The 12,851-nt window shown below is 45.2% G+C and carries 13 protein-coding genes, 2 tRNA genes and 1 rRNA gene; 15 read left to right on the top strand and 1 reads right to left on the bottom strand.

Annotation, left to right across the window (positions count from 1 at the left end; translation table 11 throughout):
- The 12 genes from J3A84_RS07315 to J3A84_RS07260 all read left to right on the top strand — a co-directional run.
- Positions 1 to 110: ribosomal RNA gene (locus J3A84_RS07315) — 23S ribosomal RNA — on the top strand; the annotation flags it as partial.
- Between the two features lie 77 nt (positions 111 to 187).
- Positions 188 to 263, top strand: a tRNA-Phe gene (locus J3A84_RS07310).
- A gap of 1 nt (position 264) precedes the next feature.
- Positions 265 to 338, top strand: a tRNA-Cys gene (locus J3A84_RS07305).
- Between the two features lie 145 nt (positions 339 to 483).
- On the top strand, positions 484 to 693 hold the full coding sequence (locus tag J3A84_RS07300) for a helix-turn-helix transcriptional regulator (RefSeq protein ID WP_207599348.1): 210 nt from the start codon (positions 484 to 486) through the stop codon (positions 691 to 693).
- The gene (locus tag J3A84_RS07295) at positions 683 to 1,096 is read left to right on the top strand and encodes a DUF2178 domain-containing protein (RefSeq protein ID WP_207599347.1); all 414 of its coding nucleotides are present in this window, start codon (positions 683 to 685) and stop codon (positions 1,094 to 1,096) included. The genes J3A84_RS07300 and J3A84_RS07295 overlap by 11 nt, the downstream gene beginning before the upstream one ends.
- 79 nt (positions 1,097 to 1,175) lie before the next feature.
- Positions 1,176 to 2,084 carry an AraC family transcriptional regulator gene (locus J3A84_RS07290; RefSeq protein WP_207599346.1) on the top strand — a complete coding sequence of 303 codons (909 nt, stop codon included), beginning with the start codon at positions 1,176 to 1,178 and terminating at the stop codon, positions 2,082 to 2,084.
- 133 nt (positions 2,085 to 2,217) lie between these two features.
- Complete coding sequence (locus tag J3A84_RS07285; RefSeq protein ID WP_207599345.1) at positions 2,218 to 3,408, top strand: MalY/PatB family protein; 1,191 nt, start codon at positions 2,218 to 2,220, stop codon at positions 3,406 to 3,408.
- A 280-nt stretch (positions 3,409 to 3,688) separates the two neighbouring features.
- Entirely contained in the window at positions 3,689 to 4,174 is a 486-nt protein-coding gene (locus tag J3A84_RS07280) for a hypothetical protein (protein WP_207599344.1), read from the top strand.
- Positions 4,175 to 4,266: 92 nt separating this feature from the next.
- Positions 4,267 to 4,941, top strand: a complete 675-nt coding sequence (locus J3A84_RS07275) for a dTMP kinase (protein WP_207599343.1) — start codon at positions 4,267 to 4,269, stop codon at positions 4,939 to 4,941.
- Between the two features lie 62 nt (positions 4,942 to 5,003).
- Positions 5,004 to 5,333 carry a cyclic-di-AMP receptor gene (locus J3A84_RS07270; protein WP_207599342.1) on the top strand — a complete coding sequence of 110 codons (330 nt, stop codon included), beginning with the start codon at positions 5,004 to 5,006 and terminating at the stop codon, positions 5,331 to 5,333.
- An 18-nt stretch (positions 5,334 to 5,351) separates the two neighbouring features.
- The gene (locus J3A84_RS07265) at positions 5,352 to 6,383 is read left to right on the top strand and encodes an AAA family ATPase (protein WP_207599341.1); all 1,032 of its coding nucleotides are present in this window, start codon (positions 5,352 to 5,354) and stop codon (positions 6,381 to 6,383) included.
- 5 nt (positions 6,384 to 6,388) lie between these two features.
- Positions 6,389 to 7,309, top strand: coding sequence for a PSP1 domain-containing protein (locus J3A84_RS07260; RefSeq protein WP_207599340.1), 921 nt, complete (start codon positions 6,389 to 6,391; stop codon positions 7,307 to 7,309).
- Positions 7,310 to 7,414: 105 nt separating this feature from the next.
- On the opposite strand, the gene J3A84_RS07255 is transcribed toward J3A84_RS07260, so the two are convergent.
- Entirely contained in the window at positions 7,415 to 8,611 is a 1,197-nt protein-coding gene (locus J3A84_RS07255; RefSeq protein WP_207599339.1) for an SH3 domain-containing protein, read from the bottom strand.
- Positions 8,612 to 8,916: 305 nt separating this feature from the next.
- Here J3A84_RS07255 and J3A84_RS07250 point away from each other — a divergent pair, with 305 nt between their 5' ends.
- The 3 genes from J3A84_RS07250 to J3A84_RS07240 are packed head-to-tail and all read left to right on the top strand — an operon-like array spanning position 8,917 to position 12,818.
- A complete protein-coding gene (locus tag J3A84_RS07250; protein ID WP_207599338.1) occupies positions 8,917 to 9,288 on the top strand; it encodes a UvrB/UvrC motif-containing protein in 372 nt (123 codons plus the stop codon).
- Positions 9,278 to 10,276, top strand: coding sequence for a protein arginine kinase (locus tag J3A84_RS07245; RefSeq protein WP_207599337.1), 999 nt, complete (start codon positions 9,278 to 9,280; stop codon positions 10,274 to 10,276). Before J3A84_RS07250 ends, J3A84_RS07245 begins: the two co-directional genes overlap by 11 nt.
- 16 nt (positions 10,277 to 10,292) lie before the next feature.
- Positions 10,293 to 12,818 carry an ATP-dependent Clp protease ATP-binding subunit gene (locus J3A84_RS07240; protein ID WP_207599336.1) on the top strand — a complete coding sequence of 842 codons (2,526 nt, stop codon included), beginning with the start codon at positions 10,293 to 10,295 and terminating at the stop codon, positions 12,816 to 12,818.
- Positions 12,819 to 12,851 lie beyond the last annotated feature (33 nt).

The following is a 12,851-nucleotide window of genomic DNA, read 5'->3' as shown; positions in this document are numbered from 1 at the left end:
ATGACGTAAGTCAGTAAGATCCCTTGAAGAACACGAGGTTGATAGGTGAGAGGTGTAAGTGCAGCAATGTATTCAGCTTACTCATACTAATAGATCGAGGGCTTAATCAGAAAATAAGTTACGAAAAATCTTTCTTCTCCATATGTAGTTTTGAAGGAATATCATATATAATATATGTGTGTTCTTTGGCTTCATAGCTCAGTTGGTAGAGCAGTAGACTGAAAATCTACGTGTCCTTGGTTCGATTCCGAGTGAAGCCACCATGGCGCCATAGCCAAGTGGTAAGGCAGAAGTCTGCAAAACTTTCACCCCCGGTTCAAATCCGGGTGGCGCCTCCATTAAGAAACTCCTGAATGAGTGATCGTTCAGGAGTTTCTTTTATTGCAAAAGAAATGAAGGGAATATGTAAAGGTAGCTTGACATGTTCTGGAACTTTGTGTAGGATATATGTAAAGCGAGCTTTACAAAGGAGTAGCGTATAAGATGAAAAACAGGCTGGAACAGTTAAGAAAGGAAAAAGGTCTGAAGCAGGATGAACTGGCAGAGATTCTGGAAGTATCCAGGCAGACTGTGAGTTCACTGGAGAATGGAAAGTATAATCCATCGATCCTTCTGGCTTTTAAGATCGCCAGAGTATTTCAGTGCACGATTGAAGATGTATTCATTTATGAGGAGGAAGAGAATGGAAAATAAAATGGTCAAAAATAACATAAAGAGAATAATCTGGATCTATATCGGAATGACTCTGGGAGGAGCCATCTTCATCATTAATGGAGGTGAGGAACCGATCCTGAGTGTGTTCTCAAAAGTCATTGGTGCGGCTATAGGAATGGGTATCGCCGAATATCATACCCATCGTAAAAATCCGAAAATGAAGAATCTGGAGAAGGTGCAATATGAGGATGAAAGAAACGTTGCGATTAGAGATCGAGCATCATTTTACATCAACGTAGTGGTCTTTCTAGCACTTTTTGTCTCCATGATCATTGGTGAAATAAGACAGGATTTCTATATGACTTACGGCTCTGCAGCTGCTGCGGGACTTCTCATGGTAACCCATATGATCATCTCATTGGTTTTATCCAGAAAAATGTAGCCTAACAAGATGCGCTTTCACAATACAGGTCAAGAAATATATTCAACCATTTGCTATCCTTACAGTAAGGAGGTAGTTCATGAAAAGATGGGAAAAGATCAATGCTGTTCAGAAGATGCAGGATTATGTGGAAAGTCATATTCATGAGCAGATCACGCTGAAGAATCTGGCAGATGCAGCAGGGTATTCTCCCTGGCATGCCGCAAAGATCTTCAAGGAACTGCTGGGGAAGACCCCTTTCGAGTATATCCGCTCTATAAGACTCAGTCAGGCTGCACTGGTGCTTCGTGATCAGCATGAGAAAATTGTGGATGTGGCCTTGGATTTTGTCTTTGACTCTCATGAGGGCTTCACCAGAGCCTTTTCCAGAGAATTCGGCATTGCACCGAAAAGATATGCTAAGGAGAAGAAGCCGGTGAAGCTTTTCATGCCCACGCGGATCAGGGACTACTACCTGATGATTCAGAAAGGAGAGCTAAAAATGGATAACAAAAAGAAGGCGAGTACGTTATTTGTGCAGGTGGTGGAGCGTCCGGAAAGAAAACTGATTCTCTTGAGAGGCAAGAAGGCGACGCATTATTTCGAATACTGCGAAGAGGTGGGCTGCGATGTCTGGGGAATCCTCTCTTCCGTCTCAGAAGCACTGTATGAACCTGCAGGATTCTGGCTGCCGGACCATCTCATAACAGAAGGCACGTCCAGATATGTACAGGGAGTGGAAGTTCCTTCTGACTATGAAGGAGAAGTTCCGGAAGGGTTTGAAATGATCACCCTTCCACCTTGCAGGATGATGATCTTCCAGGGTGAACCCTACAAGGATGAGCAGTTCGGAGAAGCTATTGAAGACCTCTGGAAGGTCATGAATGACTATAAGCCTGAGCTTTACGGCTTCACTTATGCCGATGAGGACGGACCAAGATTTCAGCTGGAGCCTCAAGGTTATAGGGGTTACATCGAAGGAAGACCTGTACGCAGCCTGAACAAGTAAATCTTCTACTAAAAATCTAAAGAAACGAAGCTTTTCTTTTATGGAGAGCTTCGTTTCTTTAGCATGAATCAGGTTGTGCCATCCATGTGCTATGTTATAATAATGTAAATGAAATTGTAAGGAGTTGTAGTGATTGAAGTATGATTTTGAGACCCTTATGGACCGGTATGGCACCGGTTCATTCAAATATGATCAGATGATCAAATGGAACCCGCAGGTGGTGGAGAAAAAGATTGTGCCATTGTCCGTGGCGGACATGGAATTCAAGACCCCACCAGAAATCGTGGATGCACTGAAGCGCTATCTGGATGAGAATATCCTTGGCTACACAGGACCGACCAGGGAATATTTTGATGCAGTGATCGGCTGGATGAAGAGAAGACATGACTGGGACATCAAGGAGAGATGGATTGTCACCACCCCAGGTGTGGTGGGCGCTTTCCACATGGCAATCTCCTCTCTGACAAAGCCAGGAGAAGGCGTCATCGTCATGCCTCCCGTATACTATCCCTTCTACAGTGCCATCGAGAAAGGGGAGCGTAAGATAGTCCGGAATGAACTGAAGGAAGTGGACGGTCGTTACGAGATCGATTTCGAAGATCTGGAGAAGAAGGCGAAGAATCCCAAGAATAGCACACTTCTTTTCTGCAACCCTCATAATCCTGTGGGGCGAGTATGGACAAGAGAAGAACTGCTGAAAGTGGCTGAGATATGCGAAAAATATGATGTGCTGGTGCTTTCTGATGAGATTCACTTTGATCTGATTATGCCGGGTCATAAGCATATCGTATTTGCAAATCTCAATGACTGGGCCAGAAACCATTCCGTCGTGTTCACCGCACCCAGCAAAACCTTCAATCTGGCGGGGATGCATACATCCAACATTGTGATTCCCAATGGAAGACTGAAGAAAAGCTGCACCCAGGAAATGAACAGAACTGCGGTGATGAACCTCAACGCCTTAGGTTATGAAGCCTGCAAGACGGCCTATAATGAATGCGAAGACTGGCTGGAAGAACTTATTGACGTGATCCACGAGAATCATAAACTGGTGAAGAGCCATATGGCAGAGCATCATCCGGAAATCCATGTGTACGACCTGGAAGGCACCTATCTTCAGTGGCTTGATTTCAGAGCCCTGGGCATGGACAAGGAGGAGCTGGAGAAAATGCTTCATGAGGAAGCGATGGTCTTTCTAGATGAAGGCTACTTCTTCGGCAAGGAAGGAACCGGATTTGAAAGAATCAATCTTGCCTGCCCAAGAAAGGTGCTGAAGGATGCTTTAGACAGGATCACGGAAGCGCTGAAGAAGAGGAAATCATAGAAGAATAAGCCTTTGAGAAAATGTAATCGATGATCAGATTTTCTCTTATCTGATGAATGGATGAACTTAAAAAGTAGAGTCAAGAAATCGAGATAACAAGAGAAATAAGGAGAGATACAGAGGGTGAGTCCGACATTTACTTCCTAATAGAGTACATAGCTGAAACAAGAGTTTTTTGATGTCTTTACCTGTTCGCTTTAATCTGTTAATCTACGTATAATAGCATATGTGATTGAAGTGCTTAAAGCTAGTAATTGAGGCACATGGAGGACATGAAGTTATGGGTTGTATCTACAACGAAAAAGTCAAAAGAAGTGCAAAACCGCTGGTCGGTTTACTGATTATATTTGGTGTTTCACTTATGATGGTATCGGTTCTAGGAACCAGAGCAGGACTCAATGAGGAAACCAAGAGCACAATGGATCTTGTTCTTGCCATGTTCTTTCTTTTAGCGGGCTATCGTGTGATTGCAAAGACAAAGGAAGTCTACAGATACTCCATTATAGCGGACGACCTGATCATTCATCGTATTTCCGGTGAGAAGAGTCATCTGGTTGAGAAGGTGAAGCTCTCTGAAATTCAGGCCCTTCATAATAAAAGGCCAGGGTGGAATCTCATAAGACTCCTCAGAAAGAATTATTCTGTGAATATGATGAAGTTGGACTGCTGCTGTGAATGCAGTGTGGAAGGAACCAGGAAAAGCTTCTATTTCAGTCCAAGCCCATCGATGCTCAATAAAATAAGTAATGCTTTAGAGGCATCATAGTTTATCTATGATGTCTTTTTCATATTAGTGTATTCAAGCGGTAAATACTGTATAATATAGAATGGATTATATGAATGATGAGGGAGTAACAGATGAAAGGTAAACTGATTGTAATAGAAGGAGTCGATGGTTCAGGAAAACAGACACAGTCTGAAAAACTCTATCGAACACTTCTCAATAAAGGTCTTAAGGTGCTGAAGATTGAATTTCCTGATTATAAATCTGAAAGTTCATCTCTTGTAAAGATGTATCTGAGAGGGGATTTCGGTAAGAATCCCGATGATGTTTCGGCTTATGTGGCGTCCAGCTTCTTTGCGGTGGACCGCTATGCATCCTATACGACCAAGTGGAAGAGCTTCTATGAATCCGGTGGGGTGGTCATAGCGGACCGGTATACCACAGCGAACATGGTTCATCAGGCTTCAAAAATAACAGATGAGAAGGAGCGGGATGCGTTCCTTGAATGGCTTGCTCATCTGGAGTTTGAGATGTACGGCATTCCCAAACCAGACCTTGTCTTCTTTCTCGATGTGCCTCCGGAGGTATCGATGGAGATCACAAAGGAGAGAAAGAACAAGATTACAGGGGCATCGGAAAAGGATATTCATGAAGGGGATCAGCACCATCTGGACACCTCGTATGAAAATGCGCACTATGTGGCAGACAAGTACGGATGGACGAAGATCAGCTGTGTGGCTGATGGGAAGATGCGCTCCAAAGAGGACATTTTCAGTGACATCTATCTTGAAACTGTCGACAGACTGTAAGGTTCGTTTCAATTTTAACTGAAATATAGTATAATAAAAGGTAACAATTGGAGGTGCTTAATATGAAACTGATAATCGCAATTGTCAATGATGAAGATGCCATCGACGTGATTGATCTATTGAACGAAAAAGGATACAGAGTAACAAAACTTGCGACCACCGGTGGGTTCCTGAAGTCTGGCAATACGACGCTCATGATCGGTATTGAAGCGGATAAGGTGGACACGGTTCTGGGAATCATCGAAGAGACATGCAAGACAAGACATCAGGTGGTTACAAATCCTTCACCTCTATCAACGACCACTGGTGTATATGTACCCTATCCGGTAGACATCGAGGTGGGTGGGGCAACCATCTTTGTACTTGATGTGGATAATTTCATTAAGATTTAGCTTGGGAGGGTATTTGTTTTGATCGGATTTTTCAAACTTAGAGAGAGGTTTCTGAAAGCCATAAAAAACGATACCCTTTCTCATGCCCATATTATCATAGGACCCGATGGAATCGGGAAATCGCTTCTTGTGGAAACCATATCCAGAGAGATTCTGGGTTTCGGAGACAGAGATTCTGTCGATATCATCAGAGTGAGACCGGAGAAGACCATCATAACGGTCAATCAGGTGAGAGAAGTGGTCATCGAAGCTTCCCTGAGACCCTATGAAGGTTACAGGAAAGTCATTATATTCTATGAAGCCAACAAGATCGGTCAGGAAGCGCAGAATGCACTTCTGAAGACCATAGAAGAACCTATGGAGGGAATCTATTTCTTCCTGCTGGCGGAGAACGAAATGTTCATGGCGGATACGATCAAATCCAGATGCCATATGCATAAGCTGCTTCCCATGGATGAAATGGAAATGGAAGCCTTTGTGGAACAGTTTGTGCCCTTCCATAACGAAAAGGAAGCAAAACGGGTGGAACAGGAGAAGCTTGCCAGTGAGTTCAGTGGCAAAAAGACAAAAGTTGCACCGGTTCATGAAATATCTCTCTCTGAAGAGGAGAAGAGAAAAGTGATTTCAGCATCCAGGGGGATCCCCGGGAAAGCGGAAAGAATCATATTGGGTGGCCTGAAGGATGAAAGCATTGAGGTGTCTTTTGAGCTGCTTACAAAGCTTGCTGAAGTGAAAAGAAGCAGGAAGAGAGTCTATCATCCCGTACTGGAGCTGGGAGAGAAAATCAGTCAGATGGAGCTGGAACTCTTCTTTGATGATTTCACCTATGCGGTGAACACCGTATTAAAGAAGAAATCCCTGGATGAAGATTCGATTCTTCTGGATGAAATCAAAGTCCAGACAGAATTTCTGTCAAGAGAGCTCACATTCAACACATTAGAGAAGTACCTGGAGATTTTCTTCGAGATGAGAAAGTATATCGCACTCGGGATCAATATCAACAAAGATACGATCGTCAGCAGCTTATTGCTAAGATTGATGGAGGTTTAATATAAATGGTAAAAGTCATAGGTGTACGGTTCAAGAAAGCGGGGAAGATCTACTACTTCGATCCTCTTGAATACACCATCGAAAAGGATTCTGCAGTCATCGTGGAAACCGCACGAGGAGTTGAGTTTGGTCAGTGCGTCGTAGGCATCAGAGAAATCAGTGAAAAGGAAGTTTTTTCACCTTTGAAGCCTGTGATTCGTGTGGCTAGCCCTGAAGACATACAGAAACATCTGGGAAACAGAGATAAAGAAAAAGAAGCATTCGCCATCTGCGAGAAGAAGATTGTGGATCATAAGCTTGACATGAAGCTGGTGGATGTGGAATATACGTTTGACAACAGTAAAGTGATTTTCTACTTCACAGCGGATGGCAGAATCGACTTCAGAGAGCTGGTAAAGGATCTGGCTACGATTTTCAGAACAAGAATCGAACTGAGACAGATCGGTGTCAGAGATGAGGCGAAGATGCTCGGCGGAATCGGAATCTGCGGGAGAAGCCTGTGCTGCTCCACCTGGCTGGGAGATTTCAACTCCGTGTCCATCAAGATGGCCAAGGAGCAGAATCTGTCCCTGAATCCATCCAAGATTTCCGGAATCTGCGGAAGGCTCATGTGCTGTCTGAACTATGAGCAGGAAGCCTATGAGGAAATCAGGCAGAGAATGCCTAAATCCGGCTCCTATGTGAAGACGGAGATGGGAAAAGGATATGTGGTATCCAACAACCTGATCAAGGAAACCGTCAATGTGAAAATCAATCTTCCTGATGAGGAAATCATTGAAACATTCAGTATAAAAGATGTGACCATTCTGAAAGGGGAGTATGAGAATCCCCCAGCGGAACCTCAGATTGAGGAGAGCATGCCTAGAACGGCCAATGATAAGATTCCAAAGGAAAAGATCAGAAAGAAGGCCAATAGAGACAACTGATCGGAGATTTCATCTGAATGAACAATAATGAATAAAAGAAAGAGCGGCTTATCAATGTTTCATCATTGTAGCCGCTCTTTTTCGATACTGTAGGTGAAAGTCCATCTAGCTGATCTTGTCTGCACGTATGATCAGATTCAGATTGCTGTTTATGCAGGTCTGCAGTGTGATCACTTCACCACCTCTAGTGGAGGTGAGATAATTGTAATAGTTCTCTCCATCACTGGGATTCACGCCATAATCATCCACTTTGAAGATTCGTGTGATTTTGTAAGTGGTAGGAGAACCCTTTGCATCGGTCACAACGATCTTGTTACCGGTGGATACGTTGAACATCACAGAGAAGACGCCGGGGTTATGTCCGATGAAGTGGGTGTTCTTTCCGTCTGTGCCTGAATAGGTGGCTGCGCCGCCCCAGGTGGAGATTACACTGGAATTGCCATCGATGATTCTCTGTCCGTCGGACTGTCCGCCGTTCTTGTATGTGATGGCCTTGCCTCCGATGTACATTTTGTAAGCTTCATAGGAAGGTTTCGGAGCCGGAGCTGGTTCTGGTGTAGGTGCTGGAGCTGGAGCTGGCTCTACTGGCCTGGTTTCTGGTGCATCCTTCTTTTCTTCTGGTGCGGGAGCAGGTTTTCTGACGATGCTCTCTGACAGATATTTTCCAGAGACAAAACCGGTCTTTCCGCTGTAAGCGACCTCTGCCCAGCCGTTATTTGCAAGTTTTGTGACCTTTACTTCTTCCCCCATGGGAATGGAGATCAGCACAGCATGCTCGGTCCCAGGGCCTTTTCTCATATTGAGCGGTGTGGTGACCCATCTGGTGTAGGATACATTCTTGTACGTGATCAGATTCTGAGCAGGTTTCTCTGCAGCGGGCTCTTCCTTGATGGTTTCTTCGGTCGGTTTGGAACCAGATGCATCAATGCTTTGTCCGTTCTTGTCGACTGATGTGGAAACGGTGTCGACACTTGATGTCGTTTCTATTATTGAAGTGGAGTCGGGGGCTTGAATGGTCGACTCATCTACTGCGGATTTTATCGGAAAATTTTCTCTGATATCCTCGGCTTGATCAGCAGTTTGCTTGTCTTCAGACTGATATGAAAGCAACTTCTCTTTGCGTATATCCATATCCTCCAGAACGGTTTTCTTCTGAACGTCGGCTGCAGCACTTGATACCGTCGAGTCGCTCTGTCTGGAATCGCTCTGCGCAATCATCGCAGCCTCAATCATTTTCGGAGCCATGATCCCCACGCCAAATAGCAGCAGCAGCATAGTTGTAAAACGTAATAATGATTTCAATTGCGTACCTCCTCTTTGTCAGGGGTTAGAATAATACACCAGGGACTAAAGGTCAATTGCCCGACTTTTCAGGAAAAGATTCGTCTTATTCCAAAAATAAAGTGAGGACTAAAATTAAGTGTTTAGTAATCTCCTATCATAATTTCAACTTTTTAAGGAATGTTAATATTTTGATGTTAGAATCAGAATTAACAGAACTGGAAAGACAGTTCGAGAAAGACACTATCAATTCATTATTGTATTTGATATAATTTAATTGTGTGATAGCATATTAAAATAAAGGAATCGAGGTGAGGATCATGTCCATGGACAGTTTTTTCGGATCATTGTTCGACATGGTGGAAAACAGCAATAAAGAAATAGACCGATGCCCGAAGTGCAAGATCTCCTTTGGCGATTTTCAGAGAAGTGGACTACTCGGATGCAGCTACTGCTATGAGCATTTTTCGAAATCATTGAATCCGACCATTAAAAGAGTGCAGGGCGGACTGACCCATACAGGAAAGATTCCTAAAAGCGCATCTCAGGAAGTGGTCAGCAAAAGAAAGATCGATGAACTGAAACTGAGGCTGAAAGATCTCATCACGGAAGAGAAGTTTGAGGAAGCTGCAGTGGTAAGAGATGAAATTCAGGAACTCAGAAAGAGTCTGGAAGAGGGTGAGTCTGATGCTGAATAAGGAGTCTCTGGTACTAAGAAGCAGAATCAGACTGGCCAGAAATGTGAAAACCCTGTTCTTTCCGCACAGACTGAGTGCGGAAGTGGCAAGAAAGCTTGTGGATCAGGTGGAAGATGCGTTTTACGTAAGCCGTGCCATGGAGGAGGGGTATAAGACCCACCGCATGTGGGAGCTGGGCAGAACAGACCTTATGGTTGCCTTTGAAAAGCACCTGGTCAGCGCAAAGCTTATCAACAACAGCGACATAGCGGCCTACATCATAGATGAGAAGGAAGATGTGAGCCTCATGATCAATGAGGAGGACCACATAAGGCTTCAGGTCATGGGTAGAGATCTGGATCTGGAAGAGCTCTATAAGAAAGCATCCAAGATCGATGATCTGCTCAGTGAAAAGCTGGATTTCGCCTTTGACTACAATCTGGGCTACATCACCGCCTGCCCCACGAACCTGGGCACAGCCATGAGAGCTTCTGTCATGCTCCATCTTCCGGGATTCACCTTCACCGATAAGATCGGCTATGTGAGTCAGGCGCTGGCGCAGATGGGGATGACCATTCGTGGGATCTACGGCGAAGGCTCCCAGGCGGAGGGGAACATCTATCAGATTTCCAATGAAGTGACACTGGGTATGAAGGAGGAGGACATCCTCTATAATCTGAAAGACACCATTGTGAAGCTTTTGGATGAGGAGCAGGATCATCAGAGAAAGCTTCTGAATCAGTACACACTGGAAATGGAAGATAAGATCTTCCGAAGCATGGGCACACTCATGAATGCGAGACTCATGACATCAAAAGAAGCGCTGTATCATCTTTCCCTGGTAAGAATGGGTATCGAAACGGAGCTTCTGAAGGATATTGACATAAGACTGATAGATGGGCTTATCATCAACACGCAGCCCGGTATGATGAAAAAAGCCTATGGAACGGAACTGACGGAAAAAGAGAGAGATATCAATCGCGCGAAAATCATTCGCGGTATATTTTAGAGGAGGGAACTTGTAAATGTTTGAAAGATTTACGGAAAGAGCAAAGGCTACGCTGATGCATGCGCAGAAAGAATCACAGCGTCTCCAGCATGGCTATATCGGCACGGAGCATATCCTTTACGGCATTGCAAGTGTGGAAGGGGCAGGAAGCAATCTGCTTCATGCTGCCGGAATCACAAAGGAAAGTGTGCAGGAAATGATCGAAGAGACACTGGGCCAGGGGAACAACATGTTTTCAGGAACGGGGCAACTTGCGCTGACCCCAAGAACGAAAAGACTTCTGGATAACAGCTTCAAAGAAGCGAGGAATCTGGGGCAGAACTATATCAGCCCCGAACATATGCTGCTGGCGATTCTTTCAGAAGAGGAAGGCGTTGCCTATGCGATCATCCAGAGTCATGGCATCGATGTTTCGAAGCTGAAAAATGACATCATCAAGAGTTTCGGCAATCCAGGCGCACAGAGCGAATCAGAGGTTAGGAGTCAGGAGAATTCAGAGACCCCTGCACTGGATCAGTACGGCAAGGATCTTACGGAGATGGCCAGAGACGGAAAGCTTGACCCTGTCATCGGTAGAGGGGAAGAGACGGAAAGAATTCTGGAGATCCTCAGCAGAAGAACCAAGAACAATCCGGTGCTGATCGGAGATCCTGGTGTAGGTAAAACCGCCATCGCAGAAGGTCTTGCCCAGAGAATCGTGAAAGGAAACATCCCGGAACTCCTGAAAAACAAGAGAGTGGTTTCGCTGGATATTTCACAGATGCTTGCGGGAGCGAAGTATCGCGGTGAGTTTGAAGAACGACTGAAGAATGTGCTTTCAGAAATCAAGAACACAAAAAATGTCATATTGTTCATTGATGAGATCCACACGATCATCGGTGCAGGTGGCGCTGAAGGTGCCATTGATGCGGCGAATATTCTGAAGCCTGCACTGGCCAGGGGAGAAATCCAGGCCATCGGTGCCACAACCATCGATGAGTTCCGTAAGCATTTTGAAAAAGACAGTGCTCTGGAGAGAAGATTTCAGCCGGTACATGTAGGGGAACCTACCATAGAGGAAGCGAAGCTGATTCTGAAGGGGCTGCGTGACAAGTACGAGGCCCATCACAGGATCAAAATCACGGATGAAGCGCTGGATGCCGCAGTGGAGCTTTCTGACCGATACATTACGGACAGATTTCTTCCTGACAAGGCCATTGACCTTATGGATGAGGCTGCAGCCAAAGTAAGAATACAGAATCTGACTGCTCCGCCTGATGTCAAAAGCATTGAGGAAGAGCTGAAGAATGTCCAGAAGGAGAAGGAAGAGGCAGTTTCGCTGCAGGATTACGAGAAAGCGGCAAAGCTGCGTGACAGAGAGAATGAACTGAAGAAGACACTGAACAATACAAAACATAAATGGAAGAGCGGCTCCATGGGAGACTCCAGCCTTGTGGTCACCGAGGAGGATGTGGCGCAGGTTGTATCAAGATGGACCAAGGTGCCCGTGAAGAAGCTCACAGAGACGGAGTCGGAAAAACTGCTCAATCTGGAATCCATTCTCCATGAACGAGTGATCGGACAGGATGAAGCGGTGAACTCCATTTCCAGAGCGGTTCGAAGAGCCCGTGTAGGCCTCAAAGATCCGAACAGACCCATCGGATCCTTCATATTCCTGGGACCTACCGGTGTCGGTAAGACAGAACTTTCCAAAGCGCTGGCTGTTGCCATGTTCGGAGCGGAGAAAGCCATGATCCGAATCGATATGTCGGAGTACATGGAAAAACATACCGTCTCCAGACTCATCGGATCTCCTCCAGGATATGTAGGCTATGATGAGGGGGGACAGCTGACAGAAGCGGTGAGAAGAAATCCTTATTCAGTCATCCTCTTTGATGAAATCGAGAAAGCGCATCCGGACGTGTTCAATGTGCTGCTGCAGATTCTGGAAGACGGAAGACTGACAGACGGACAGGGAAAGACGGTGAACTTCAAGAACACCATCATCATCATGACGTCCAATGTGGGGGCTTCCACCATCAGAAAGCAGAAGACCGTAGGGTTCAGCATTGCTTCAGACAAGAACACGGAAGAGTATGACCGCATGAAGGAAAACATCATGGACGAACTGAAGAAGTCCTTCAGACCGGAATTCCTGAACAGAATCGACGATACTATCGTATTCCGCTCCCTGACCAATGAAGATCTGGAGCAGATCACAAAGCTGATGCTGGATGAAGTTTCGAAAAGAATCGCTGAAAGAGAAATCTATCTGCAGTTTACTGATGAGACCTTGAAATTCATGACCAGAAGCGGGTATGATATGACCTATGGTGCAAGACCGCTGAGAAGAGCCATCACGAAAGAGCTTGAGGACACCTTGTCGGAGGAAATGCTCAAGGGCAACATCGTCAAGGGGGATGAAGTTCTCGTGGATATCAGAGAAGATAAGCTTTTCTTTACGAAAACCGGCCAGAGAGCGGTCCGCGTGGAGAAGAGAACCGGTACGAATCCTGAAATGGAGGAAACACCAGAAGAATCAGAAGAATCTCAGGAAAAATAAAAAAAACGATACCATGGTTTCAATCTTCATGAA

The sequence above is a fragment of the Proteiniclasticum aestuarii genome (assembly GCF_017368455.1).
GTDB classification, from domain to species: Bacteria; Bacillota; Clostridia; order Clostridiales; family Clostridiaceae; genus Proteiniclasticum; species Proteiniclasticum aestuarii.
The sequence above is the reverse complement of the archived record's forward strand: the minus strand, read 5'-3'. Positions and strand labels throughout refer to the sequence as shown.

Coding starts and splice junctions, on each gene's coding strand:
- J3A84_RS07300 (WP_207599348.1), top strand. CDS start 484: ATGAAAAACAGGCTGGAACAGTTAAGAAAGGAAAAAGGTCTGAAGCAG.
- J3A84_RS07295 (WP_207599347.1), top strand. CDS start 683: ATGGAAAATAAAATGGTCAAAAATAACATAAAGAGAATAATCTGGATC.
- J3A84_RS07290 (WP_207599346.1), top strand. CDS start 1,176: ATGAAAAGATGGGAAAAGATCAATGCTGTTCAGAAGATGCAGGATTAT.
- J3A84_RS07280 (WP_207599344.1), top strand. CDS start 3,689: ATGGGTTGTATCTACAACGAAAAAGTCAAAAGAAGTGCAAAACCGCTG.
- J3A84_RS07275 (WP_207599343.1), top strand. CDS start 4,267: ATGAAAGGTAAACTGATTGTAATAGAAGGAGTCGATGGTTCAGGAAAA.
- J3A84_RS07270 (WP_207599342.1), top strand. CDS start 5,004: ATGAAACTGATAATCGCAATTGTCAATGATGAAGATGCCATCGACGTG.
- J3A84_RS07260 (WP_207599340.1), top strand. CDS start 6,389: ATGGTAAAAGTCATAGGTGTACGGTTCAAGAAAGCGGGGAAGATCTAC.
- J3A84_RS07250 (WP_207599338.1), top strand. CDS start 8,917: ATGGACAGTTTTTTCGGATCATTGTTCGACATGGTGGAAAACAGCAAT.
- J3A84_RS07245 (WP_207599337.1), top strand. CDS start 9,278: ATGCTGAATAAGGAGTCTCTGGTACTAAGAAGCAGAATCAGACTGGCC.
- J3A84_RS07240 (WP_207599336.1), top strand. CDS start 10,293: ATGTTTGAAAGATTTACGGAAAGAGCAAAGGCTACGCTGATGCATGCG.